Here is a 26,466-nt window from a genome sequence, read left to right as displayed (position 1 = left end):
GCCGTGAGCGCGGTACAATAGCGGGTTGCGTGCGCGGGACGCTCGTTCTCCGGATCTGGGCGTTGTGAACGACCCGTTCTCCCGTCCCCTGCCGCGCTGTCCCGATCGTCCCCATTGTCGCCACGTCACCGCTATACGCCGGATTCACCTATGCCGCAGACCATTTCCTCCACCTCGCCGACGCCTTCCAGTCCGAAGGTCGGCTTCGTCAGCCTCGGCTGCCCGAAAGCTCTCGTCGACTCCGAGCAGATCATCACGCAGCTGCGCGCCGAAGGCTATGAGATTTCCGGCACGTATGACGGCGCGGACCTCGTGGTCGTCAATACCTGCGGCTTCATCGACGAAGCTGTGCAGGAAAGCCTCGACGCGATCGGCGAGGCACTCAATGAAAACGGCAAGGTGATCGTCACCGGCTGCCTTGGCGCGAAGAAGAGCGCGAGCGGCTCGGGGCTCATCGAAGAAGTGCATCCGAAGGTGCTGGCCGTCACCGGTCCGCACGCGTTGGGCGAAGTGATGCAGCATGTGCACACGCATCTGCCGAAGCCGCACGATCCGTTCGTCGATCTCGTGCCGGCCGCTGGCGTGAAGCTCACGCCGCGTCACTACGCGTACCTGAAAATTTCCGAAGGCTGCAATCACCGCTGCACGTTCTGCATCATCCCCTCCATGCGCGGCGATCTCGTATCGCGACCGGTCGCAGACGTGATGCTCGAAGCGGAAAATCTGTTCAAGTCCGGCGTGAAGGAACTGCTCGTTATCTCGCAGGACACGAGCGCGTATGGCGTCGACGTCAAATATCGCACGGGCTTCTGGAACGGCAAGCCGATCAAGACGCGTATGACCGATCTGGTTGGCGCGCTCGGCGAACTGGCCGCCCAGTACGGTGCGTGGGTGCGCCTGCACTACGTATATCCGTATCCGAGCGTGGACGAAGTCATCCCGATGATGGCGGCAGGTCCGTACAAGGGGCACGTGTTGCCATATCTCGACGTGCCGTTCCAGCACGCGCATCCTGAAGTGTTGAAGCGCATGAAGCGCCCGGCCAACGCCGAGAAAGTAATGGAGCGCGTGAAGGCGTGGCGCGAAATGTGCCCGGATCTGACGATCCGCAGCACGTTTATCGCGGGCTTTCCGGGCGAGACCGAAGAACAGTTTCAGACGCTGCTCGACTTTATCCGCGAGGCCGAACTGGATCGTGTCGGCTGCTTCGCCTACTCGCCGGTTGAAGGCGCTACGGCGAACGAACTCGACGGCGCGTTGCCCGATGAAGTGCGCGAGGAGCGCCGTGCGCGTTTCATGGAAGTGGCCGAAGAGGTGTCGGCGAAACGCATCGCGAAGAAGGTCGGCAAGACGCTGAAAGTGCTGGTCGACGAGATCAATGCCGACGGCGGTATTGGCCGCACCGCCGCTGATGCGCCGGAGATCGACGGCGTCGTGTATATCGCGCCCGCCGTGAAGGCGTCGAAGCGTTACAAGGTCGGCGATTTCGTGTCGGTGAAGATCACCGGCGCGGACGGCCACGATCTGTGGGGCGAGGTCTGAGCGATGTCGGTGAACACGTCGGCTAAACCGGAAATCCTCGCGCTCGGCGAGGCGATGATCGAGTTCAACCAGTCGGCGAAAGACGAGCCGAACTATCTGCAGGGCTTCGGCGGCGACACATCGAACTTCTGCGTCGCGGCGGCGCGGCAAGGCGCGCGTACCGGCTTCGTGTCCGCGGTCGGAGCCGATCATTTCGGGCGCCTCCTGATCGATCTGTGGGAACGCGAGCAAGTGGATACCGCGCTCGTACGCGTCGACCCGCATGCGTCCACTGGCGTTTATTTCGTCTCACATGGCCCGGACGGCCACGCGTTCGACTATCTGCGCGCAGGTTCCGCAGCGAGCCGCTATGCGCCGCGCGACCTGCCGCTCGACGCAATCGCCGCTGCCAAAGTCGTTCACCTGTCGGGCATCAGTCTCGCGATCAGTCTGAGCGCGTGCGACGCGGCGCTCGAAGCCATCGCGCATGCGCGCGCCAATGGCGTGCGGGTAAGTTTCGACACGAATTTGCGCCTGAAACTGTGGCCGTTGAACCGGGCACGCGCGGTGATGCTCGAAGCCATCCGCCAGACCGACATCTGCCTGCCAAGCTGGGACGATGTCACCGAACTCACCGGTTTGACCGGTCGCGACGAGATCGTCGATTTCCTTCTGTCGCACGGCCCGCGCGTGGTTGCGCTGAAGCTGGGCAAGGAGGGTTCATACATCGCGACGCCGGACGAGCGGCGTGTCGTGCCTGGCCACGTTGTGAATGCGGTCGATGCAACCGGCGCGGGCGACTGCTTCGGCGGCGCGTTCATCGCGCGGCTCGTCGAAGGCGACGATCCGTTTGAAGCGGCGCGTTATGCGAACGTCGCCGCGGCGCTATCCACGCAAGGCTACGGCGCGGTCGCGCCGATTCCTTCGCGGGCGGCGGTCGAACGGATTCTCGCGGGCTGAGCGTCGCATAACGTGTCGCACTAAGCGTCGCGATATGCGCCGCCTCAAGCGTCGCAATACGCGCCGCAATAGGGGTCGAGCCAAAGCGAACCATCTTGAGAGACTAAACGAGGAGCGAGCAATGCAACGGGACGTAGTGGTGGTGAGCGGTGTGCGCACGGCAATCGGCGGTTTCGGCGGCAGTCTGAAAGACTTCCCGCCGACCGACCTCGGCGCGCGCGTCGTGCGCGAGGCCCTCGCGCGCGCAAACGTGTCCGGCGACGAAGTCGGCCACGTGGTGTTCGGCAACGTCGTGCATACCGAACCGAAAGACATGTATCTGGCCCGCGTGGCCGCGATCAACGGCGGCGTCGCGCAGCACACGCCCGCGCTGACCGTGAACCGTCTGTGCGGCTCGGGCTTGCAGGCGATCGTGTCGGCCGCGCAAAGCGTGCTGCTCGGCGACGCGGACATCGCGATCGGCGGCGGCGCGGAGAACATGAGCCGCGCACCTTACTCGATGCCCGCCGCGCGCTTCGGTCAGCGCATGGGTGACGCGCGCCTCGTCGACATGATGGTCGGCGCGCTGAACGATCCGTTCCAGTCCATTCACATGGGCGTGACCGCCGAGAACGTTGCGCGCAAATACGACATTTCGCGCGAAGCGCAGGACGCGCTCGCGCTCGAATCGCATCGCCGCGCAGCCAACGCGATCACGAGCGGTTACTTCAAGGAACAGATCCTGCCGATCACGATTCCGTCGAAGAAAGGCGACACCGTGTTCGATACCGACGAACACGCGCGCATGAACGCATCGGCGGAAGATTTTTCCAAGCTCAAGCCCGTGTTCGCGAAAGAAAACGGCACGGTCACGGCGGGCAACGCTTCGGGCATCAACGACGCGGCCGCTGCCGTCGTTCTGATGGAGCGCAGCGTTGCGGAACAGCGCGGCATCAAGCCGTTGGCGCGGCTCGTTTCGTACGCGCATGCGGGCGTCGATCCCGCCCATATGGGCATCGGTCCCGTGCCCGCGAGCCGCAAGGCGCTCGAGCGTGCCGGGCTGACGGTTGCGGACCTCGACGTAATCGAGGCCAATGAGGCGTTCGCCGCGCAAGCCTGCGCGGTCAGCAAGGAACTGGGCTTCGATCCGGCCAAGGTCAACCCGAATGGCTCGGGCATTTCGCTCGGCCATCCGATTGGCGCCACCGGCGCGTTGATCACCGTGAAGGCGTTGTACGAGCTGCAACGCATTGGCGGCCGCTACGCACTCGTCACGATGTGCATCGGCGGCGGACAGGGCATCGCCGCGATCTTCGAACGGATCTGAGTGGCCTGAAGCGCAGCGAGTAGTAGCCAGGTAATTGAGGAAAGAACGGATGCAGGAATCGAAACCGGTTAAAGGCGCGATGCGTCGGCGCGGCTGGACGGCTATGAGCGTTGCCGCATTGCTGTCCGTGAGCGCGGTGGCGTTGTCGCCGGAAACGGCGCAGGCGCAAAGTGATGCGGTAAAGGAACTCGCCGCGCCCCCGCCGATCCAGTTGCCGCTCAAGCCGAGCCCGGAGTTCGCCAGATTTCCGCGCTATAGCGGCATGCTCGGCTCACGCCAGATCGTGCTGCGCCTTGGCCCGAAGACGGACGACCCTTCCGGCGTTCATGGCGAGTATCAGTTCACGGACACCGGTGAAGTGATTCTGATCGCCGGCGACCGCGATGGCGACACGCTCGAAGTCGAGGAGTCGAACGACGGCACGCACATTACCGGCAACTGGGTCGGCAAGTTCGCGGCGGACGGTTCTGTGGCGGGTGACCGGATGAACGTCGACGATTCGAACCCCCAGCCGTTCGATCTCAAGCCGCTGGCAGCGGGACAAGCGGTGCCGGCAGCGGCCACGGCCGCTGCTGCGAAAGACGGCAAAACGGCTGCGGGCGCCGCGGCTTCCGCGACTCGCTCCGATGCGGCGGCGCCAGCAGCCGCGGCTCCGCCAGCAGCCCCAACGGGTGCGGGCCGGCCGGTAGGCGGCGTCAGCAACCTGCAAACCGGCGAGTGATTCTGCGCACGGCGCTCTTCGCGGGTTCGCAGCACCCACACCCGGCGCGGCGAAATTCGGCCGACTCGTCTACTCTTGCGTGAGCGGCGCGGCGTTAGCCGCTTTTCGCATCGTCTTTCTTCATTGAATTCATCATGACCCAATCCAAACTCAAACGGTCTTTGCAGACTCGCATCGTGCATGCAGAGGACAAGCTCACACCGGGCTTCGAGTCTTTCTCCATGCCGGTCACGCGCGCGTCGACCGTCGTTTTCCCGGACCTCGCGACCATGCGCGCGCTTGACTGGAAAAACGATGCCCAATGGCGCTATGGCCTGCATGCAACGCCCACGTCGCTCGCTCTCGCGCAGCGCCTTGCCACGATCGAGGGCGGCAATCACGCGCTGTTGCAGCCTTCGGGCCTGTCGTCTATTTCGAACGTGTACTTCGGGCTCGTCAAAGCGGGCGACGACGTGCTGATTCCCGACAACGTCTACTCGCCGAACCGCGATCACGGCGACTGGCTCGCACGCGACTTCGGCGTGACTGTTCGTTATTACGACCCGATGATCGGTGCGGGCATTGCCGAGCTGATCCAGCCGAACACGCGGCTCATCTGGCTGGAAGCACCGGGCTCCGTGACGATGGAAGTGGCCGACGTGCCTGCAATCGCCGCGGCGGCACGCGCCCGCAACGTGGTGACGGCAATCGACAACACCTGGTCCGCCGGGCTCGGTTTCCGTCCGTTCGATCACGGCGTCGACATCTCGGTGCAGGCACTCACCAAGTATCAGTCGGGTGGCGGCGACGTGCTGATGGGCGCCACCATCACCGTCGATCGTGAACTGCATCTGAAGCTCAAGGCGGCGCGCATGCGCATGGGCATCGGCGTGTCGTCGGACGACTGCTCGTTGATCCTGCGCAGCCTGCCAACGATGCAAGTGCGTTTCCAGCAGCACGACCGCTCGGCGCTTGCGCTCGCGCAGTGGCTGAAGACGCGGCCGGAGATCGCCTCGGTGTTGCATCCGGCGATTGAAGACTGTCCGGGGCACGAGTTTTTCAAGCGCGACTTCACGGGAGCTGGCGGATTATTTTCCGTCGTGTTCGACGGGCGGTACAGCGCCGCGCAGATCGACAATTTCTGCGAGTCGCTGGAGCTTTTTGCCATCGGCTGGAGTTGGGGCGGCGCGCATAGCCTCGTGATGCCGTACGACATTGCGTCGATGCGCACTGAAGGCGAATGGCCGCATCGCGGCACGCTGGTGCGGTTCTATATCGGCCTCGAGGAAGAAGCCGATTTGCGCGCGGATATCAAGCAGTGTCTCGCAGCACTCGCGTGAACTGACGCTGCGTCGGCGCAGTGAGATAAGCCCACGGCGACGCGTTCGCGGTGGGCTTTTTTATCGTGCTGCGCTCAGCGAGTCGCAGCCATCAGGTACAACGAAGACGCTACCACCCCAGCCTCGCAGTAGACCTCAAAACAACCGCAACAAACCATCCAGCCCGACGTAGTTGAACGCCACGCTGGCGGCTTCACGTACGACCGGCTTCGCGCGGAACGCAACAGAAAGTCCCGCTTCGGCCATCATCTTGAGATCGTTGGAGCCGTCGCCCATTGCGATCGCGCGCGACGGCTCGATGCCGAGCTGCGCGCACGTCTCGCGCAGCGTGCGCGCTTTCACATCGGCATTGACGATCTCGCCGATCACTTTGCCCGTCAGCTTGCCGTCCACGATGTCGAGCGTATTGGCGCGCGTGAAATCCAGGCCGAGCCGTGCCTTCAGCTTCTCGGTGAAGAAATTGAACCCGCCGGATACCAGTAGCGTTTTCAGTCCTGCTTCTTTTGCGCCTGCCAGCATCTGCTCGGCGCCTGGCGAAAGCTGCAGGCGTTCTTCATAGACACGTTCGAGCGCGCTTGCGTCGAGTCCCTTGAGAAGCGCGACGCGGCGCGTCAGGCTTTCGTTGAAGTCTTTGATCTCGCCGCGCATCGAGGCTTCGGTGATTGCGGCGACTTCCGCTTTCAGACCGCAAAAGTCGGCGATTTCGTCGATACATTCGATCGTGATCAGCGTCGAATCCATGTCCATCGCGACGAGGCCGAAGCCGCGCAACTGACGGCCCGCTTCGACAAAAGCGTAATCCAGCCGATGCGTGCCGCAATAAACGTCCAGGTCCGGACGCTGTGCAATATCGGCGTCGGAGATGCGGATAGCGTTTGCGTCGACGACGGTGGCGTGCGAACCGCGCGCGAGCGCAACGAGCGTTTTGTGATGATCGGCGGAAATCGGCGCGGGGCTTTGAATGACGAGGTTCATGAACGACGCATTGACGAGAAAAAGGCGAGCGCGGGGCTCGCAGGAAATCCGCTTATTGTAACGGCTCGACCGCGAGCGCCGTCGCGGGCGCCAAAACGCGTGTTAGCGGCAATGCAATCCCCGCGCGCCTCGTTCATACTGACGAGTCAAACGATGCGCCACGCTCACTGCATCCACGCCTTCGAGTCGACGCGAGAACGCCGTCAACGAGAAAGGCTCTGAGCACCGCTCGCAAAGCACCGCCAGAACACATTAAATGCGCGGAGCACAGTCATTGCGATGCAGGAGCAACAACGCACACCATACGGAGACAACGCATGCCCACGGCGACCGCCGGCGACACAGCCATCCTCGCGCGCGACTTCGATCTGCGCCATCTGAGCCCGGAGTTCTACGCGAACCCATATCCGGTTTACAGCGCATTGCGCACTCATGAGCCAGTCAAGCGCATGCCCGATGGCTCGCTGTTCCTTACGCGCTTTCGCGACGTGCAGGCCGTATATCGCGACCCGAAGACCTTCAGTTCGGACAAGACCGTCGAATTCAAGCCGAAGTACGGCGACTCGCCGCTCTACACGCATCACACCACGAGCCTCGTGTTCAACGATCCGCCGCGCCATACGCGCGTGCGCAAGCTCATCGCGGGCGCGCTGACCGCGCGCGCGATAGCGGCAATGGAACCCGGTCTGGTGCGTCTCGTCGACGGTCTGCTCGATGCCGCGGCTGAACGCGGGCGCATCGATCTGATCGGCGAGTTCGCATCGGCGATTCCGGTGGAGATCATCGGCAACCTGCTCGACGTGCCGCATGCAGAACGCGAGCCGTTGCGCGACTGGTCGCTCGCTATTCTCGGTGCGCTCGAACCTTCGCTCACCAGCGAGCAGTTCGAGCGGGGCAATCGTGCGGTGACCGAGTTCGTCGATTATCTGCGCGATCTGGTCGCGCGGCGCCGACGCGAACCGGGCGATCCTCAACACGATGTCCTCACGCGCCTCATTCAAGGCGAGCGCGGCGAAGGCGGCGACGGCGAGCAATTGTCGGAAGAAGAGTTGCTGCAAAACTGCATCTTCATTCTGAATGCCGGCCACGAAACGACCACGAACCTGATCGGCAACGGGCTTGTCACGCTGACCGAGTGGCCCGATCAGCGCGCCGCGCTGCTGGAAGATCCGTCGTCGATCGAATCGGCCGTCGAAGAATGTTTGCGCTTCGAGAGCTCCAACCAGCTCGGCAACCGCATGACGACGAGCGACACGCAGATTGGCGGCGTGCCGGTAGCCCGCGGCACGCCGATCACGCTGTGCATCGGCGCGGCCAATCGCGACCCGGAGCAGTTTGCGGAGCCCGACCGCTTCGATATTCGCCGCGCGCCCAACCGCCACCTCGCTTTTGGGTTCGGTATCCATCAGTGCGCGGGGTTGTCGCTCGCGCGGCTCGAGGCGCGCATTGCTATCGGCCGTTTCGTCCAGCGGTTTCCTGCGTATCGACTGGACGGCGAGCCGACGCGCGGCGGGCGCGTGCGGTTTCGCGGTTTCGCTTCGGTACCGCTGCTTTGCTGATAGAGGTACGGGCGGCAATGCACGGGACTCCGTAGTTTTTGCCGCCAACATGCAAGAGTTACAGCGCGGCGTGCGCACAGGCCAACGGCCTTGCGCCGCGCGTCGTCGAAAAGCCGTGGCACGCTTGGTGCTTCTTCATGGGTCTTAGGCCCAGGGAGCGCACGATGGCACATATGATCTGGAAAGGCGCGATCAGCTTCGGCCTTGTCCACGTACCGGTGCAGTTGTATCCGGCTACGAAGTCGGAGAAGGTCGGCTTCAACCTGCTCGACAAGCGCACGATCGATCCGGTCGGCTATAAGCAGATCAACAAGCGCACCGGCAAGGACGTGACGCGCGATAACATCGTGCGCGGCTTCGAATACGAGAAGGACAAGTACGTGGTGCTGACGGATGACGAGATTCGCGCCGCGAATCCCGAATCCACGCAGACGGTGGATATTCTCGCTTTCGTCGACGCACCCGACATCTCCTTTCTCTACCTCGACACACCGTACTTTCTGACGCCCGACCGCAAAGGCGAAAAGGTCTATGCGCTGTTGCGCGAGGCGATGAAATCGTCGGGCAAGGTCGGCGTGGCGAGTGTCGTCTTGCATAACAAGCAGCATCTTGCCGCACTGATCCCGGTCGGCCCGGTGCTCGCCCTGAACACACTGCGCTGGGCTGAGGAAGTCCGCGATTTCGACGAATTCAAGCTGCCGGCCGAGGGCACCAAGGCGGCCGGTGTCAGCGCGCGAGAGCTCGACATGGCGCAGAAGCTGATCGACGACATGAGCGACACCTGGGACCCGTCGAAATACCACGACACGTTCCGCGACGACATCATGGCGCTCGTCGACCGGAAAGTCCGCGAGGGCAAGACCGAGGAAATCACCGATATCGAAGCGCCGCGCGAGTCGCGTCAATCGGCCGACATTCTGGACTTGTCCGACCTGCTCAAGCGCAGCCTTGGACGCGGTAAGAGCAAGCCTGCTTCTGGCACGCGCAAGCGCGCTAGCGCCGACGAGACTGCCGACGAAGACAGCGATTCGCAAGAGGACAGCGGCTCGACGGCATCGCGTAAAAAACCACGCACGACGCGCTCCACACGTGCGCCTCGATCGAGTGGAAGCGGCAGTAGCAGCGGCAGTGGAGGCGGACGCGCCACGGCCAAGTCGACTACGACCGCGCGCAAGCGCCGCGCGGCGGCATGATGGAGCGGCGAGCGCAACGGGGCACGGATAGCGGCACGAACCGCGGCATGAGCCCGCTCGTGCGCCGATCGGATCGATCGGGTCAAGCGCCGCAAGCCATCGCTACCTCGACCCCGATGGAGTTCGCGCCATGAACGACCGACTCGACCTCTACAACCGCAAGCGCCGCTTCGACGAAACGCCCGAGCCCGCCGGCAACAAGGCGACCAAAAAGCGCGGCGGGCGCAATGCGGCGCGGCCCGGACCGGACAAGGGCCTGTCGTACGTGATTCAGGAGCACCACGCGCGGCGCCTGCACTACGACTTCCGTCTCGAATTGAATGGCGCACTGCTTTCGTGGGCGGTGCCGAAAGGGCCGTGCCTCGATCCATCGGTCAAGCGTCTCGCCGTTCATGTTGAAGATCATCCGGTCGAGTACGGTTCGTTCGAAGGCGAAATTCCGCGGGGAAATTACGGCGCGGGCACGGTGATCGTCTGGGATCGCGGCACGTGGGAGCCGGTCGGCGGCGCGGCCGAGGCGGCGCGTGCTTATCGGGCCGGCAAGCTCAAGTTCCATCTGTACGGCGAAAAGCTGCACGGCGGCTGGACGCTCGTGCGCAGCCACATGCGCGGCAACGCCGACAAGGAGCAATGGCTGCTGATCAAGGAACGCGACGACGAGGCGCGTCCCGAGAGCGAATACAATGTTCTCGCAGAACAGCCGGGCAGTGTGCTCGCCGCCGCGCCGGCCTCCAATGGGAAAGGCGGCAAGCGGACAAACAAGCAGACGGGCAAGCCAGAAGACAAGCAGGTGGCAGCGAAGCGAACTGCGGCGGCTCCCGTCCGCGGCGATCCGAAGCGTCCGGACATCGTGGCGACGCGCAGCAGCGAATCGCTGCGCGAACTCGCCGTGTCGCCGGCAATAGAAGGTGCGGTCGCAGCGAAACTGCCCGCAACGCTCAAGCCACAGTTGGCGACGCTCGTCGACGCTACGCCGCCCGGGGACGACTGGTCGTACGAAATCAAGTTCGACGGGTATCGCGTGCTCGCTCGCATCGACGCGAGCGCGAAGGGCCGCGACGTGCAGATGTTCACGCGCGCAGGCAACGACTGGACCGCCAAATTCGGCAAGCAGGTGAAGGCATTCGAGCAACTTGGCGTGGAAAGCGCGTGGCTCGACGGTGAAGCGGTGGTGCTCGACGAGAACGGCGTGCCCAACTTTCAGGCGTTGCAGAACGCGTTCGATTCGAACCGGCCGCAAGACATCGTCGTCTATCTGTTCGACGTGCCGTTTCTGAACGGCTACGACTTGCGCGGCGTGCCGCTGCAGCAAAGACGCGCGATCCTGCGCGCGCTGCTCGAACCGGTCGACGACAGCGTGCTGCGCTTTTCGAACGACTTCGAGTTCAGCGCCGACGATCTGCTGAAAAGCGCGTGCGATATGGCGCTCGAAGGGATCATCGGTAAGCGGCGCGACAGCGGCTATAGCTCCGGCCGCTCGGCCACCTGGATCAAGCTCAAGTGCCGCCGACGCCAGGAGTTCGTGATCGGCGGTTATTCGGAACCGTCGGGCAGCCGCGCGGCGTTCGGCGCACTGCTTCTCGGCGTGTACGACAGCAAGGGCAAGTTGCAATATGCGGGGCGCGTCGGCACCGGTTTCGACGCCGCCTTGCTGCGCTCGGTGAAGAAAGAACTCGACGCACACGAAACGAAACGCATGCCGTTCGCGAGTCCGCCGCGCGAGCGCAGTCGCACGCCGGTGCATTGGGTCGAACCCGTGCTCGTCGCGGAATGCAATTTCGCCGAATGGACGAGCGACGGTATCGTGCGCCAGGCGTCGTTCGTCAGTTTGCGCAGCGACAAGCCGGCGCGCCAGATCGTCAAGGAAGCACCACGCAAGGGGGACGACGTGCAACAACAAACGGATATCGAGGCCGAATCCGACTCGGCGCAGAAGAAACGTTCAGGACGGCGCGCGGCGGCTGAAGCGGATGACGATGTGCAGACTTCAGGCGCAAGTAAGAAGCGCTCCGACGGCAAAACGGCGGGGGAAGAAGCAACGGACAACGACACGGAAAAGGGCGCAAAAACGGTAGGGAAGCCGGGCGCTAAAACCACCGCAAAGGCGTCGGCTAATTCGACCGCTAAATCGACCGCTAAAACCGCTGGCGAAGCAACGGCAACCACGCCGGCCGCGAAGACAGCGAGCAAAGCAGCAGCCAAAACCACCACACCCAAAGACGAAGCCGGGGACACTAAAACCGCCGCGTCGCGATCAAAAAAATCCGCGTCACCCGCCGAAGTCGCCGGCGTTCGCGTATCGCACCCGGACCGCGTGATCGACAAGAGCACCGGCGCGCGCAAGATCGACCTCGTGCAGTACTACGAATCGGTCGCGCGATGGATGTTGCCGCATCTGGCGGACCGGCCCGTGTCGCTTGTGCGCGCACCCGAGGACATCGGCGGTGAGCTGTTTTTCCAGAAGCACAGCCAGAAGCTGTCGATCCCGAACATCACGCAGCACCCCGGGCTCGACCCCGGTCACCCTCCGCTCATCACGGTGGAGACCGTGAAGGCGCTAGTCGGCGCCGCGCAAATGGGCACCATCGAATTTCACACGTGGAATGGCGTGGCATCGAACATCGAAAAGCCGGACCGCGTGGTGTTCGACCTGGATCCGGATCCGTCGCTCGGCTGGGACCGGATGATCGAGGCGGCTCAACTGACGCGCTCGCTGCTGGACGAACTCGGCCTCATGTCTTTTTGCAAGACAAGCGGCGGCAAGGGCTTCCATGTCGTGGTGCCGCTGTCGAAACACGCGGGTTGGGACGAGGTGAAGGAGTTTTCGCAGGCGGTCGCTCAGCACATGGCTAGCACGCTGCCCAAATATTTCAGCGCGAAAATGGGCGCGCAAAATCGCAAGCAGAAGATTTTCGTCGACTATTTGCGCAATAACCGCGGCTCGAGCACGGTCGCTGCGTTTTCCGCGCGGGCGCGGCCGGGGCTAGGCGTTTCGGTGCCGCTCGCGTGGGACGAAGTCGCGTCGACCACTGGCGGCGATCAGTGGAATATCGGGAACCTGCATGAGCGTCTTGCAAATCTGAAGAGCGACCCGTGGGCCGACTACTCGAAGACTCGCCAGCGCATCACCGCGGCAATGAGAAAACGCCTGAACGGAGCGTAGCCGGCGCGTTCGCGTCGGCTGCAATAGTGAACCCATAAGGAGCGGGCTATGAAGAGCACACCGCAATCGTCGGACGGCGGCAAGCAGGCCGATCCGCATGCCGAGAAGCATCCGCAGTCATTGGAGGACGCAGCCGCGCCGTTGCCGCACGAGAACGACCAGAGCGCCGGCTCGCAGCACGACGAAGAGCCACGGCGTGTCGGCAAACAGGCGCATAGCGACGTCGAACGCGGGCTGCAGGACACGGATCGCCGGGGTGGCAGCGAGTATCAGGAAAAGACGCAGAACGACGCGCAGGCCGACGTGAACACCGATGGGAAATCGCCAGGTACGGCAGCCGGCAAGGCTGGCTCGTGAGGCATTGCAAGCTGACTTCGGGGAGCCGTAGGCCCGCCTGCCGCTGACGGGAAGTCGGCTTGGCGCTAGCTGCAGATCTTCTATCTGCGAGTTCTGCCGAACCGAGGCTAACGGACGCATGGTTCACGACAACCTCGCGAACCTGCTGTCTTTCGTACGGTCCGCGTCGGCACTGAGATCAGCGATGCTCGACGTCACCAATCCTCACTCCGGCTCCATGTCCCAGAAAGGTGGATCGCCGAAATGCGCGGCAAGAAAGTCGATGAACGCGAGCGTCTTCGGCGGTACGAACGCGCGGCTCGGATACACAGCCCAGATCGCCACTTTCTCCGCGAGCGGATAGTTTTCGAGCACGCTCACCAGTTCGCCAGTGCGCAAAAACGGCGCGACGTCCCATGTCGATTTGAGCGCGATGCCGAAACCTGCGAGGAGCGCGTCGCGAATCACTTCGCCGTTATCGGTGACCATGCGCCCGCTCACGCGCACATCGAGCGTTCCCGCTGGCGTTTCGAATGCCCAGTCGCGTTGATCCGACAGAATCATGCACTCGTGCTGTGCGAGATCCGACGGATGGTGTGGTGTGCCGCACTCCGCCAGGTAGGACTGGGCCGCGCACAACACACGCCGGTTGACCGCGAGGCGGCGCGCGACCAGAGAAGAATCTTTCAGCACGCCGATACGGATCGCCACGTCGATACCCGCATCGACGAGATCGACAAGCTGATCGGTCAGCCGCAAATCGACGCTCACGCCCGGATAACGGCGCAGAAATTCGGTGATGACGGGCGACACGTGCTGCCGCCCGAACGACGACGGCATCGACACGCGCAGGCGGCCTTGCGGTTCCGCTTGCCCGCGGCCCACCGACGCACGTGCTGCGGCGGCCGCGTCGAGCAGCGCTTCGGCGCGCGCCATGAAGACTTCGCCGTCCTGCGTGAGATTGATGCGGCGCGTGGTTCGATGCAACAGCCGGGCGCCGAGCAGCTTTTCCAGTTGCGCAATCCGCGAGCTCGCCACCGCCGCTGACAGGCCAAACTCGCGTCCCGCCGCCGACACGTTTGCCAGCAGCGCGGCTCGCACGAATAGTGCGACGTCGAGCAAGTCGAGCCGTTCACGTTCGCTGCCGGCCGGCCGCAAATCGCGGAAAGTAGATGCCGGAATGTCCATTCTTTGGAAAATCAAAAAGATGTTTCAGCGATTATGCCGCTTTTATCAAAGTAAGAGGCGGCTTACGATCACGTCCATGGATCGGCGGTCTCTGTGAAACGGCGCGGGCAGCATCAAAACCCGCGCGGACCTCACCGGTTCTTCAACCTCATCGGAACAAACACGGGAGCACTTATGAAAGCCGTTGGCCTTTACCGCTATTTGCCCATCGACCACGACGAAGCCTTGATCGACGTGGATATCCCCAAACCTGAAGCGACTGGTCGCGATCTGCTCGTGAAAGTCGAGGCCATCTCGGTCAATCCAGTCGACACCAAGGTGCGCGCGCCGAAAGATACCGTCGAAAAGGCGCCGCGCGTGCTCGGCTGGGACGCCGCAGGCACGGTCGTCGCAGCGGGTCCGGACGTGACGCTGTTCAAGGTCGGCGATCCGGTGTTCTATGCGGGCAGCATCACGCGACCGGGCGCGAACAGCGAGTTTCATCTCGTTGACGAGCGGATTGTCGGACGCAAGCCCGCGTCGCTCGATTTCACGCATGCAGCCGCGTTGCCGCTGACGGCGATCACCGCATGGGAAGCGTTGTTCGATCGCCTCGGCGTGTCGCCGCAAGGCGCGCACGAGGGGCGCACGGTGTTGATTTTCGGCGGCGCGGGCGGCGTCGGCTCAATCGGCATCCAGCTGGCCAAACAGCTCGCGAAGCTAACAGTGATCGCGACCGCGTCGCGTCCCGAGTCGGCGAAGTGGGCAACTGAACTGGGCGCGGATCATGTAGTGGATCACTTCGGCGATATGCCCGCTCAACTGAAGAAACTTGGCATCGAACAGGTCGACTACGTGCTGATGTTCAACGACACGGACAAGAACTTTCCGGTCGCGGCCGAGCTTATCAAACCGCAGGGCGGCATCTGCACGATCGTCGAAAACAGCAAGCCGGTGCCGGTCGAGTTGCTGAAGGCGAAGAGCGCCGCGTTTCACTGGGAGTTCATGTTCACGCGTTCGATGTTCGGCACGCCCGACATGATCGAACAGCACAAGCTGCTGACCGAAGTGGCGCGTCTCGTCGATGCCGGCACATTGCGCACGACCGTCGGGCAACACCTCGGCGCGATCAATGCGGCGAACCTTCGGCGCGCGCATGCTCTGCTCGAAGAAGGGCGCGCGATCGGCAAGCTGGTCCTGACCGGCTTCTGATAAAACGCGTCCACGCAAGCGGGGTAACACCCGATGCTCAGGGAGCGCGCGCGGCATCGCTTGGCGGTAGACTGGTGACGCATCATGCTAAAACGGTTGCGTGTCTCGCGTCCGCTGCCGGCTCCCGCGCGCTTCACCTGGACCATGCGGGGGCAGCGCACTGACGCGGGCATGCAGCGGCACAACAACGAGGTGACAGTATGAGCTCCAGCTTCAAACTCTCCGCCGTTCCAGTTGTCGCTTCTCTCGCTTGCGTGCTTTCTTGCGGCGTGCTCGCGCCTGCGGCTCGGGCGGCCACGCCGATCACGGTGACGTCGCAATCCGCCCTCGACGGTCCGATTCGCTACACGGTGCGCGTCACCTCCAAACAGTTCGGCAACTCGCAGGAAACGCGCACCATCCGCTCCGGACAGTCGGACGACTTCACGTGGAAGACGGTGCCGCCGGGCGGCGCAATTCCTGCGGCTGATGCGTGTCCGAACTACGCGTCGCTGCCGCTCGACTCCAATGGCGCGATGATCCGCCAGACACAGATCCGCCTCGCGCCGGTCGTCGCCGACGACGGCACGGCGACCGTGCAATTGAGTTTCCAGGCGCACAAGCCAGATGGCGTGAAGACCGTCACGGCCAATGGGAAATCGCTCAAGTGTCCGAACGATGTCAGCATGAGCCAGGTGCTGCGTTTCACGATGCCGGTGAACGGCAGCACGAAGACGCTGACGCTCAGCGACGGCACGACTGTCGCGATCAGCGCGAAACGCTGACCGTGGTGGCGGAGCACCAGACCACCGTATCGCTTTATGGCAAGAGCTGGTCCGAACCGTTCAGCGCCGCACGCCGGCCCGTTCGACCAGCCGTGCCGACAGAAACCGGTGCTCCGCTGAAAAGAGGCGCCGATAGGTGAGCAGCACCGCACCCACCGTGCCGAGCGCCGACGATGCCGCGATCAGAAACATGATCACGATCTGATAGCGCACCGCCTGCAACGGCGACTGGCCGGCCAGCACCTGGCCGGTCATCATGCCGGGCAGGCTGACTACGCCGACCACGGCCATCTGGTTGAGCGTCGGCATCATGCCCGCGCGCACCGCCTGACGAGCGGGCGCTTGCGCCGCTTCCCAGCGCGTCGCGCCGAGCGCTAATGCCATCTCCACGCGATCGCGCCTGGCGGTCAACTCCTCGGTCATTCGTTCGATGCCAAGCGAGACGCCGGTGAGCGTATTGCCGAGGATCATGCCGAGAATCGGAATCGCATATTGCGGTTCGTACCAAGGGTGAATGCGGATCACGACGAACAACCCGACCGCTGCCACCAGCCACGAACTGACCCAGATCGACAGCACACTGTCCGCGCGCTGTCCCGCGTAGGTGCGGCTGCCACGCTGCGCACCGGCAAAGCCGGCGATCAGCGTCATCACGGTCATCAACGGCAGCACCACGAACCAGTGGCTGTAGCGGAACACCCAACCCAGCACATAGCCGATTACGAGCAACTGCACGACGGTGCGCACGGCGGCCCACGCGAGCTTGCGTTCGAGATCGAGCTTGAGCGCCACCGACACCGCGCCGTTCACGACGATCAGCAACGCGGCGATCGCGACGTCCCAAAGACTCAGGTTTTGCAATGTCATCGGCTGGGCGCTCCTTGCGGGGACGTGACGGCGGGCTCTTCAAGGACGCCCGCATGCATCGTCAGATGGCGCTCGCTCATGCGAGCAGCTTGTGCCGGATCGTGCGAGACCCAGATCGAGGCGTGCGCGCAGCGATCGGCGTCGAACCATGCCCGCACGAGCCCTTCGATTGCGTGCGACGACTCAGGGTCGAGTGACGCAGTCGGTTCGTCGAGCAGGAGCACTTCGGGCGCGAGTTGCAGTACGCGAATCAGCGCGGTGATTTGCGCTTCGCCGCCTGACAGTTCGCTTGCGCGTTTGTCGAGAAAATCGCCCGCACGGCCAGCCTGCGCGACCAGGTCGGCGGCCTTTTCGCGGTCGAAGCGCGTGTCGCGATACGCGCGCAGTTCGAACGGGTAACGCAGATTGTCTTCCACTGTGCCGTCGAGCAGCGCGGGCCGCTGCCGGATATAGGCGACGCTGCGCCGGTAACGCGGAATCGCGGCTCGCGCGACGGGCGCGCCATGCCAGACGATGCGTCCGGCGTCGAGCGGATCGAGCAGCGCGAGAGCTCGCAGGAACACGCTCTTGCCTGAGCCCGACGCTCCTGAGATGGCGACGCGGTCGCCGGCATGTAGCGCGAACGCGGTGGACTCGAGCAAGGTCTGGCCGCGCGATGCATCGCGCCGGACGATGCCGTCGGCGAAAACGAAGGGGACATCGGTCATGAAGGCAAGTGGTGCGTAGAGGGCGGGTGCGCGATGCAGCATCATAAAGTGGACTGAGGCCTGCGGCGAGCCGCCGAGCCTTCGAGCCGTTCAGCCGCAACGTGCGCTCAAAGCGGGAAGCGTTGCGCCGGAGCATCGCGGAAAGCGGGCACGATATCTGCTGCGCGATCGACAATCAACAAGAAACCATGGAGCCTTTTGATGGCACGGTCGAGCACAATGGGAAGACGGGTCGGCAAAATCGTCGCATGGATAGTCGCGATCATCGTCATCCTCGTGGTTGCGCTCACCGTTTTTATTCTCACGTTTGACTGGAACCGCGCGCGGCCGTATGTCAATGACAAGGTCACGCAGGCTATCGGTCGACAGTTCACTATCAATGGGGATCTGAAAGTAGGTTTCCGGCACCCGGCCGGCGAAATCGGCTGGAAAAGCTGGGTGCCCTGGCCGCGCTTCTCGGCAGCCAACATCACGATAGCGAACCCCGACTGGGCGAAGCGCCCGCAGTTCGCGACGCTCGACGAGATCGACTTCCAGGTGAAGGTCCTGCCGCTCATCGCGCACAATATCGTGATCCCGGCGATCAACCTCGTGAATCCTTCTGTCGATCTCGAACGCATGCTCGATGGTCGCAACAACTGGACGTTCCAGCTGCCGTCGTCGAAAACGCCGTCACAGTGGAAGCTGCAGTTGCACGACATCGTGTTCGCGAAAGGCAATATCGCGCTCTTCGACGAACAGAAGAAGGTCGACGTGCAGATGGTCGTCGATACGCTCGGTCAGCCGATTCCCATCGGCGAGGCGATGAAGCAGCAGGAGGAGGCGTCGCGCAAGGCATCGGCGGAAGCGGTCGGCAAAGACGGCGCGAAAAAACTGAGCGCCCAGGCCAATGCGCAGGCGGCGTCGGCGGCCTCGGCCGCTTCCGCGGCGGCGGCTTCAGGCGCTTCTGCAACGGACATCCACGCATCCGGCACGACGGTGGCGACAGGTGCCGCGGGCGGGCTCACCGCGGGCGGTTCGAGGGGCGCAAGCGGCGCGGCGTCCACGGCGGTCGCAGCTGGATCTGGCGCGAGCGGTGCACAAGTGCCAGCGGCATCGAGCGCAAGCGGCGCCAACGCTGAAAGTACGAACGCGGCGCGGGGCGCACAGCGCGAGGTGCCGCCGTATGCAATCGGCTGGACCTTGAAAGGCACCTACAACAAGACCCCGGTCTCGGGCAGCGGCAAAGTGGGCGGTGTGCTGGCGCTCCAGGACGCCAACCGGCCGTTCCCGGTTCAAGCTGACGTAAAGGCAGGCGATCTGCACGTCGGCCTCGTCGGGACCATCACGGATCCGGCGCATCTTTCGGCCGTCGATATGCGCCTGTGGGTGCAGGGCAGCAGCATGGCGAAACTCTATTCGCTAACCGGCGTGACGCTGCCCGACACGCCGCCCTACGCAACGGAAGGGCGCCTCGTCGGTCAGTTCAAGAGCACCGGCAACGTCTTCAAGTATGAAAACTTTACAGGCCGCGTAGGCGGCAGCGACCTGAACGGCTCGCTGACCTACATTGCGCGCCGGCCGCGACCGCTGTTGCAGGGCGAACTCGTGTCGCACCTGCTGCAGTTCTCCGATCTCGCACCGGTGATCGGCGCGGACTCCAACGCGAGCAAGGCCAAGCGCGGGGATGCGGCAAAGCAGCCCTCCAATAAGGCCTTGCCGGTCGAGGAATTCCGCACCGACCGCTGGAAGGCGATCGACGCGGACGTGAAGTTCACCGGCCGGCGCATCGTCAAGAACGCCGATCTGCCGATTACGGATCTCTACACGCACGTCGTGATGACAGACGGCGTGCTGTCGCTCGAGCCGTTGAAGTTCGGCGTAGCCGGCGGCACGCTCGCTTCCAACATTCATCTGGACGGCAGCAGCGCGCCGCTGAAGGGACGCTTCGCGACCTCCGCGCGGCATCTGAAGTTAAAGCAGCTGTTCCCGAACTTCAAGACGATGCAAAACGCGCTGGGCGAGATCAATGGCGACGCCGCGCTGACCGCGACGGGCAACTCGCCCGCGGCGCTCGCGGCCACTTCGAACGGCGAAGTGAAGGCACTCGTCACCGAAGGGACGGTGAGCCGCTTGCTGATGGAAGCCGCGGGCCTGAACGTCGCGAACGTCGTGTATGAAAAGCTGTTCGGCAATCGGGACGTGAAGATCAACTGTGCCGCCGCGGACTTTGTCGCGACCAACGGCGTGCTCGATTCGCGCGTGTTCGCACTCGATACCGACGACGCCGTGATCGACATCGACGGCAGCGTCAATCTGCGCGACGAAACCATGGACCTCGGCGTGCATCCGCATACGAAGGGCTTCCGCGTGTTCTCGTTGCGCTCGCCGCTGTATGCGAAGGGCACGTTCAAGGATCCGCACGTCGGTGTGAACGTGGGCGCGCTGGCGTTGCGGGGCGGTGCGGCTGTCGGCCTCGGCCTCATCAATCCATTCGCGGCGCTGCTGCCCTTGCTGGCGCCGAGCAATAACAAGCCGTTGCCGTGCACCCAACTGCTGTCGCAAGTCCGGCAGGCGCCGACGGCGCCGCCGCCGGGCACCAAACAGAAACCGAAGCCCGCGATTTCGCTCGAAGGGGTGCCGGTCAACAAGCGTTCATCGACCGGGGCTTCGGATGCGTCCGCAGCTTCGGCCCCCGCGCCGACCGGACGCAAGCCCGCGACGGTTTCGCCCGCGAGCGCAGCCGAGTACAAGGGAAGCTGATGCACTTCCTTTTACCTGCGGGCTGGTTCGACTGGACCCTTGGCGGCGGCTTTTCGTTCGTTTTTCTATGGCTGATCAGCGTGCCGTCTACATAGTCTACATAGCACGGAGAGCGCAGGGCCGGCGTAAGCGCAATGACGTAGCACTGGCGTGAGGGGGTTCGCGGGAGCGAAGCTCGCCGCGCGGACATACGGTCACCACAGCGTGACCGCAGCGTGGTCACAGTATGATCGCGCCGTGCAAGAGAGGGTGAGAGGTTCCGCCTAGCGCAACGACCGCGGCGTTGCGTCGCCCGCCGCATCTTGCCGGCGAACTCCGCGACGCGCACCGACGCGTGTCGCGCCGAACTCGGTCAGGATCTTGCCGCGAGCGCGGCTCGCAAATACCAGGAATCCGAAGCCGTCCGCTTCATACCAGTAACCGCCGTTCTCGAGACCGTCGAGCGGCTGTTCCAGTGCATTCGTGATGGATTCGATACAACGCCGCCGCAATTCGGCCGCGGCCGGGTAGGGAGGGTGTGCGCCGCGCACGCTGCAAAGAAGTACGTCGAGTCCGGGCAACACATGTGCATAAAGAACCGGCTCGTCTTGCGCGCGAGCGCGCGCAATTTTGGTGTCGAGTTGACCGAAGGGCTTGAAATGCCGTAGTACCGCGAGGAACGACTCATCGCCGTCCACCTTCGCGCGTCTACGCTTTTTCGGGAAGGACATAAAAATTCGCCTGAAAAAGAATTGCAAGAAACGCAGCGTCCTCATGCGACAACTCCCGGCTTCGCGCGCCGCACGTCGATCTTTTATAGCATACGACAAGGCCGGATTCACGATGATTCGACGACTCCGCCGCCTCACCGACTCCCGCACGAATCATGCCGAACCGCTTCGCCGCGCGCCTTCGCATTCCAGCACATCTGACTCCATCATAGACGCACGACGCGCCGAAAAAACATCTTGCACCAATAAAAAAGTCATTTTTATGTGGGCGCGGGCATCTTGCGCTCACGTTGAAATATTGCCGATTCACGTCGATAATGGCCCGTCTGGCTGGCGGGTTCCCGCAAGCTGCCGCTGCGTGAACGACCTTCGGGCGAACATGAAATTATTCACCAAGGGCCTGCTGCTGATCGCAGTGCCCAGCCTGGTGGAGCTGGCGCTTCTTGGCGTCGTCTTCGATACCCAGGAGCAGACAGCCCAAGCCGCGCAATGGGTCACCAATAGCAAGCAGATTCTTTACCAGTCATCGGCAATTGTTGATCCGCTGCTGCGCGAGGCAGCTCGGGTTCGCACCGGCATTGTGATCGGCGATCCGTCGTTGCTCGAGCGGCATACAGTGTGGATCGACGTGAGCGACCGTTTGTCGAAGCTCGAAGCCCTGGTTGCCGATACGCCGCAGCAGGTCGAGCGGGTTCATCAGATGAAGCGCGCAATCGACGCATATCGCGCGCAGACCGTAATGATTTCGCAGGCGTTGCGTGACGGGCGCAATCTGCAATCGCTCGCTGCGCTCGAGAGTGGTGCGTTGCCGCAGCCAGTCGCCGCATTTCGCGACGAACTCGCGGCCTTCGGCGAAGAAGCTTCGCGTCTCGATGCTGAGCGCTCGGCGGCTCTGGTGCGGCGTCGCGAGCATCAGCAATATGCGCTGATCGCCGCAGTGATCGGCTCCATGCTGATCTGGGCCGGTACCGCAGTCGTGTTTGCGCGCAGCATTGGGCGGCGCCTCGAAGTGCTGACCGATCACGCGGAGCGCCTTGGCAACGGGCGGCCGCTTGCCGCGCGCCTGTCCGGCAACGACGAAATCGCGGCGCTCGACGCCGTGCTGCATCAGACCGGCGCGCGACTGCGCGAGGCGGAGGCCGCACAGGCGTCGCTCAAGAAGCGTCTTGAAGCGCGTGCGCAGGAACTGGCTGGCGTCAATGAGGAACTGCGCCAGGAGACGCAAGACAACGAAATGTTTATCTACAGCGTATCGCATGACTTGCGCTCGCCGCTCGTGAACCTGCAGGGTTTTTCGAAGGAGTTGCAGGTCTCGTGCGATGAGTTGGACAGCATCGTCGTCGAAGGGCGGCTGCCGGAAGCGGAACAAAAACGTATGGCGCATATTCTCGACGGCGATGTGCGCGAATCCTTGCAATACTTGCGTAGTGCGGTCACGCGGGCTGCGGCGATCATCGAAGCGCTGTTACGGATTTCGCGTGCAGGCCGGCTCGAATATCAATGGCAACGGGCCAGCGTCGCGCGCGTTGTGGCGCGCGTCGCCGAGACCTTGCAACGCGCCATCGAGGAGCGCGGCGCGGTTGTTACCGTGCGCGATCTGCCGCCGGCATGGGGCGACCCGGCCGCGATCGAACAGATCTTCAGCAACCTGATCGGCAACGCGTTGAATTATCTGGACCCCGCGCGCAACGGACGCATTGAGATCGGTGCGCTCGAACCGGAGCCCGTCGACGAAAACGGGCTGCGCGCGATTCGCATGCGCACGTACTATGTGCGCGACAACGGCCTGGGCATTCCGGCCGCCTATATGTCGAAGGTGTTTCGAGCATTTCAGCGTCTGCACGGCGACGTAGCGAACGGCGACGGGGTCGGTCTGGCGATCGTGCGGCGCACCGTGGAGCGGCATGGCGGGCGTGTATGGGTCGAGTCCGCGCAAGGCGCTGGATCGACGTTTTTCGTGGTGTTGCCGGAGCAGCCCACGCGGCCCTGAACTGCAACCGGCGCGGTACGGACAGTTGCATGGAACGATTCGCGTCGCATCAATCAATGTATTCGCGGCACCTACATGAACCGGCATGAACCGACAGAATGGAGGGCATATGAGTCACGGGGAGACGGTCAGCATTATTCTGATCGAAGACGACGACGGCCATGCCACGCTCGTCGAGCGCAATCTGCGCCGTGCCGGCATCTCGAACGGCTTCGTGCGCTTTCGCGACGGTCAGCAGGCGCTCGATTATTTTTTCGGCACAGATGCGGCCGACTGCGCCGCTGCAGCGGGCGGTAGCGTCACGAGCCGTCATGCCAATGCCGAAGATCTGAGGAATTCCGTGGTGCTGCTGGACCTGAAGATGCCGCGCGTCGATGGCTTCGAGGTATTGCGGCGTCTGAAGGAGTCGCCACACACAGCGCCCGTGCCCGTGATCGTGCTCACCACCACAGACGACCCCCGCGAAATCGCGCGATGCTATGAACTCGGCTGCAATGTCTACATTACGAAGCCGGTCGAGTACGATGCGTTTATTGAAGCGGTACGTCGCCTCGGCTTCTTCCTGCAGGTGGTCAAGCTGCCGTCCGGGCATCGCTTCACTGCGTCATCATGACATGACAGCATTGCCACATACTCTCCAGACCTACTGACCGCGACTCGCGCATGACTGAAGAAGTGTCCCCGCCGCCCGCAGCATGCATTCTCGTCGTCGATGACGACGAGGGCATCTTGCGGCTCGCGCGCAAGTCGCTCGAACGCGCCGGCTGCCGGGTTGCGGTCTGCGCAAGCGTCGAGGCGGCTCGCGAGCGGCTCGCGGACGGCGGCCTGGACCTGCTCGTGCTCGACTATCAACTGAGCGGGCCGCAAACGGGCCTCGACTTTTTCCGCCGGTTGCGTTCGGAAGGCGTGCGGATTCCCGCCATCCTCGTGACAGGTTTTACAGACGAGTCGCGCGTAATCGAGGCATTGCGTGCCGGCGTGTCCGACGTGGTGCCCAAGTCGGGCGATTACCTCGACTACCTGCCCGAAGCAGTGGAGCGGGTTCTGTCGCAAGTGCGCTTGCAGCGTGCGTCGGAAGAAGCATTGCTGCTGCGTGACCGCGAGCAGCATTACCGCAACCTGTCGGAAGCGCTGCCGCACCTCGTGCTCACCTGCAATGCGTCCGGCGACTGCGATTTCCTGTCAAAGCAATGGTACGACTACACCGGCCTTGGTGAGAACAGTTCGCATGGTTTGGCCTGGCTCGACGCCGTGCATCCGGACGATCGCGAAGAAGTTCGCCGCAGCTGGCTAAAAGCGGTGGCGAGCAATGCGGGCACTTATCGACACGAACTACGCATACGCCGCCACGACGGCGAGTACCGCTGGTTCGACGCGCGCATGGTCGCGACGCGCAACACTGAAGGCAACTTCAGCAAATGGTTCGGCAGTTGCACGGATGTTCATTCGGAGCGCGAAGCCATGCAGGAACGCGAACGGCTTCTCGCCTCTGAACAGGCGGCGCGGCAGATCGCCGAAGAAGCGAATCGCGCGAAAGACCGCTTCCTCGCGATGCTCTCGCACGAGTTGCGCACGCCGCTCACACCTGTGCTGGCCGGTGCAAGCGTGCTCGAGATGATTCCCGACCTGCCGGATCAGGCGCGCTCGAGCGTGCGCATGATCCGCCGCAATGTCGAACTGGAGGCGCGTCTTATCGACGATCTGCTCGACCTTACGCGTGTGGCCAACGGCAAGCTGCGCCTGTCGCTCGAAACGGTCGACGTGCACGAGGTGATAGACAGCGTGCTCGAGCTTTTTCGCAGCGAGATCCAGGTCAAGCAGCAGGACGTGCATGTGCACAAGGACGCGAAGCATCACTATGTGCTTGCCGATCGAGCGCGCCTGCAGCAGATGCTATGGAACCTGATTCGCAACGCCGCGAAGTTCACGCCTGACGGTGGACACATCTACGTGCGCACGCGCGATGAGCGCATGCATGTGCAGATCTGCGTCGAAGACACGGGCATCGGCATCGAGCCGGAACAGATCGGCAAGCTGTTCAACGCGTTCGAGCAGGGCGATCAGAACATGACGCGGCAGTTCGGCGGGCTAGGTCTGGGCCTCGCAATCACGAAGGCGCTAACGGACGTGCATGGCGGCACGGTCACGGCCCAAAGCCCAGGGCCGCATTGCGGCGCCACGTTCACGATCACGCTGCCGACCGCGGCGGCACCTGCGCAACGGTCGCAGGCGGTATTGCCCGAGCATGTGCATCCCGCTGGCGTGCTGAACATTCTGCTGATCGAGGATCACGTGGATACGGCCGAGGTCATGGCGCAACTGATTCGCACACTCGGCCACGACGTCACGACGGTGGGCCGTGTGGACGACGCACTGGCCGCCACGCAGTTGCAGGAATTCGATCTGGTTATCAGCGACGTCGGTTTGCCCGATGGCACTGGCCTCGACTTCATCATGGCGTATCGCGAGCATTGGGATGCGCCCGCGGTTGCGTTGACCGGTTTTGGCACCGACGAAGATGTACGCCGCTGCCTTGCCGCCGGTTTCACCTCGCATTTGACGAAGCCAGTCAATTTCGCGCAGCTTGAAGCGATGATCGAGAGCGCGATCAATCTGAAGGCGCAAAAACAGGCGTGACGCAAATTGCGAATCGCGGATCGTGAACAACTGCTGTAAGCGGGTATCAAAAGCAAAGGCCTGTTGCGAGTGCATCGCAACAGGCCTTTTTACTAGTTGAATCGTGAGATGGCGCTTCGCCTCACCGCCGTCCTAGCGCGGCGAGTTCTTCAGCGAGTCGCGGATCTCACGTAACAGCAGCACGTCTTCGGGCGTCGGCGGCGGTTCGGACGGCGCGGCATCGGTCGGCTTGCGCAGATTGTTGATGAACTTCACCATCAGGAAAATGATGAACGCCAGAATGACGAAGTTAATGGCCACGGTAATGAACGAGCCGTAACCGAAGACCGCAACGCCCGCCGTCTGCAGATCTTTATACGACTCCGGGCTGCCTTTGAAGCTTGCCGGAATGGCACCGAGTCGAATGAATTTGTTTGAAAAGTCGAGGCCGCCCGTAGCGACGCCGACCACCGGCATGATCAGGTCTTTCACGATTGAATTGACGATGGTGGAGAACGCGCCGCCGATGATGACACCCACCGCGAGATCCATCACGTTGCCTTTAAGGGCAAATTCCTTGAATTCCTTGACCATGCTCATAGGGTTTCCTCCTGGATATCGATGACCAGATCATACCA

Annotated in this window: 21 protein-coding genes; 15 read left to right on the top strand and 6 right to left on the bottom strand. The window is 63.1% G+C overall.

Annotated elements, in window-relative coordinates; genetic code table 11:
• Window positions 1-150 precede the first annotated feature (150 nt).
• From rimO to BCA01S_RS19830, 5 genes are all read left to right on the top strand, one after another.
• A complete protein-coding gene (gene rimO, locus BCA01S_RS19850) occupies window positions 151-1,542 on the top strand; it encodes a 30S ribosomal protein S12 methylthiotransferase RimO (RefSeq protein ID WP_042318966.1) in 1,392 nt (463 codons plus the stop codon).
• Between the two features lie 3 nt (window positions 1,543-1,545).
• Window positions 1,546-2,481: a sugar kinase gene (locus BCA01S_RS19845; protein WP_027778405.1), complete on the top strand. Its 936-nt coding sequence runs from the start codon at window positions 1,546-1,548 to the stop codon at window positions 2,479-2,481.
• Between the two features lie 121 nt (window positions 2,482-2,602).
• Window positions 2,603-3,787, top strand: a complete 1,185-nt coding sequence (bktB, locus tag BCA01S_RS19840; RefSeq protein WP_027778404.1) for a beta-ketothiolase BktB — start codon at window positions 2,603-2,605, stop codon at window positions 3,785-3,787.
• 49 nt (window positions 3,788-3,836) lie between these two features.
• Window positions 3,837-4,508: a hypothetical protein gene (locus BCA01S_RS19835; protein WP_027778403.1), complete on the top strand. Its 672-nt coding sequence runs from the start codon at window positions 3,837-3,839 to the stop codon at window positions 4,506-4,508.
• 134 nt (window positions 4,509-4,642) lie between these two features.
• On the top strand, window positions 4,643-5,827 hold the full coding sequence (locus tag BCA01S_RS19830) for a cystathionine beta-lyase (protein ID WP_027778402.1): 1,185 nt from the start codon (window positions 4,643-4,645) through the stop codon (window positions 5,825-5,827).
• A gap of 135 nt (window positions 5,828-5,962) precedes the next feature.
• On the opposite strand, the gene serB is transcribed toward BCA01S_RS19830, so the two are convergent.
• Window positions 5,963-6,802, bottom strand: coding sequence for a phosphoserine phosphatase SerB (gene serB, locus BCA01S_RS19825; protein ID WP_027778401.1), 840 nt, complete (start codon window positions 6,800-6,802; stop codon window positions 5,963-5,965).
• Window positions 6,803-7,119: 317 nt separating this feature from the next.
• On the opposite strand from serB, the gene BCA01S_RS19820 reads away from it, so the two are divergent.
• From BCA01S_RS19820 to BCA01S_RS19805, 4 genes are all read left to right on the top strand, one after another.
• Window positions 7,120-8,361, top strand: a complete 1,242-nt coding sequence (locus BCA01S_RS19820) for a cytochrome P450 (protein WP_027778400.1) — start codon at window positions 7,120-7,122, stop codon at window positions 8,359-8,361.
• Window positions 8,362-8,525: 164 nt separating this feature from the next.
• Complete coding sequence (ku, locus tag BCA01S_RS19815) at window positions 8,526-9,554, top strand: non-homologous end joining protein Ku (protein WP_027778399.1); 1,029 nt, start codon at window positions 8,526-8,528, stop codon at window positions 9,552-9,554.
• A 130-nt stretch (window positions 9,555-9,684) separates the two neighbouring features.
• Window positions 9,685-12,717 (top strand): DNA ligase D, encoded by a 3,033-nt coding sequence (ligD, locus tag BCA01S_RS19810; RefSeq protein WP_027778398.1) that lies wholly within the window; start codon window positions 9,685-9,687, stop codon window positions 12,715-12,717.
• A 48-nt stretch (window positions 12,718-12,765) separates the two neighbouring features.
• A complete protein-coding gene (locus tag BCA01S_RS19805; RefSeq protein ID WP_027778397.1) occupies window positions 12,766-13,074 on the top strand; it encodes a hypothetical protein in 309 nt (102 codons plus the stop codon).
• 204 nt (window positions 13,075-13,278) lie between these two features.
• Here BCA01S_RS19805 and BCA01S_RS19800 read toward each other — a convergent pair whose 3' ends face one another.
• Entirely contained in the window at window positions 13,279-14,241 is a 963-nt protein-coding gene (locus BCA01S_RS19800) for a LysR family transcriptional regulator (RefSeq protein WP_027778396.1), read from the bottom strand.
• Window positions 14,242-14,415: 174 nt separating this feature from the next.
• On the opposite strand from BCA01S_RS19800, the gene BCA01S_RS19795 reads away from it, so the two are divergent.
• Together BCA01S_RS19795 and BCA01S_RS19790 are read left to right on the top strand one after the other, a co-directional pair.
• Window positions 14,416-15,432, top strand: coding sequence for a zinc-binding alcohol dehydrogenase family protein (locus BCA01S_RS19795; protein ID WP_027778395.1), 1,017 nt, complete (start codon window positions 14,416-14,418; stop codon window positions 15,430-15,432).
• Window positions 15,433-15,632: 200 nt separating this feature from the next.
• Window positions 15,633-16,196, top strand: a complete 564-nt coding sequence (locus BCA01S_RS19790; RefSeq protein WP_027778394.1) for a DUF6013 family protein — start codon at window positions 15,633-15,635, stop codon at window positions 16,194-16,196.
• A gap of 60 nt (window positions 16,197-16,256) precedes the next feature.
• On the opposite strand, the gene BCA01S_RS19785 is transcribed toward BCA01S_RS19790, so the two are convergent.
• Window positions 16,257-17,063, bottom strand: coding sequence for an ABC transporter permease (locus BCA01S_RS19785; RefSeq protein ID WP_027778393.1), 807 nt, complete (start codon window positions 17,061-17,063; stop codon window positions 16,257-16,259).
• The gene (locus BCA01S_RS19780) at window positions 17,060-17,770 is read right to left on the bottom strand and encodes an ABC transporter ATP-binding protein (RefSeq protein WP_027778392.1); all 711 of its coding nucleotides are present in this window, start codon (window positions 17,768-17,770) and stop codon (window positions 17,060-17,062) included. The genes BCA01S_RS19785 and BCA01S_RS19780 overlap by 4 nt, the downstream gene beginning before the upstream one ends.
• Before the next feature lie 201 nt (window positions 17,771-17,971).
• Here BCA01S_RS19780 and BCA01S_RS19775 point away from each other — a divergent pair, with 201 nt between their 5' ends.
• On the top strand, window positions 17,972-20,512 hold the full coding sequence (locus BCA01S_RS19775; protein WP_027778391.1) for an AsmA family protein: 2,541 nt from the start codon (window positions 17,972-17,974) through the stop codon (window positions 20,510-20,512).
• Window positions 20,513-20,775: 263 nt separating this feature from the next.
• Here the strand turns inward: BCA01S_RS19775 and BCA01S_RS19770 are convergent, their stop codons facing one another.
• Window positions 20,776-21,267: a hypothetical protein gene (locus BCA01S_RS19770; protein WP_006048904.1), complete on the bottom strand. Its 492-nt coding sequence runs from the start codon at window positions 21,265-21,267 to the stop codon at window positions 20,776-20,778.
• Window positions 21,268-21,601: 334 nt separating this feature from the next.
• On the opposite strand from BCA01S_RS19770, the gene BCA01S_RS19765 reads away from it, so the two are divergent.
• The 3 genes from BCA01S_RS19765 (at window position 21,602) to BCA01S_RS19755 (ending at window position 25,849) form a co-directional block, all read left to right on the top strand.
• Window positions 21,602-23,212, top strand: coding sequence for a sensor histidine kinase (locus BCA01S_RS19765; protein ID WP_027778390.1), 1,611 nt, complete (start codon window positions 21,602-21,604; stop codon window positions 23,210-23,212).
• 109 nt (window positions 23,213-23,321) lie between these two features.
• Window positions 23,322-23,825, top strand: coding sequence for a response regulator (locus BCA01S_RS19760; RefSeq protein WP_027778389.1), 504 nt, complete (start codon window positions 23,322-23,324; stop codon window positions 23,823-23,825).
• Between the two features lie 50 nt (window positions 23,826-23,875).
• Window positions 23,876-25,849: a hybrid sensor histidine kinase/response regulator gene (locus tag BCA01S_RS19755; protein WP_027778388.1), complete on the top strand. Its 1,974-nt coding sequence runs from the start codon at window positions 23,876-23,878 to the stop codon at window positions 25,847-25,849.
• Window positions 25,850-25,981: 132 nt separating this feature from the next.
• Here the strand turns inward: BCA01S_RS19755 and mscL are convergent, their stop codons facing one another.
• A complete protein-coding gene (gene mscL, locus BCA01S_RS19750; RefSeq protein ID WP_027778387.1) occupies window positions 25,982-26,428 on the bottom strand; it encodes a large conductance mechanosensitive channel protein MscL in 447 nt (148 codons plus the stop codon).
• Window positions 26,429-26,466 lie beyond the last annotated feature (38 nt).

It is taken from the genome of Paraburkholderia caledonica NBRC 102488, from assembly GCF_000685095.1.
Lineage (GTDB): Bacteria > Pseudomonadota > Gammaproteobacteria > Burkholderiales > Burkholderiaceae > Paraburkholderia > Paraburkholderia caledonica.
The sequence above is the reverse complement of the archived record's forward strand: the minus strand, read 5'-3'. Positions and strand labels throughout refer to the sequence as shown.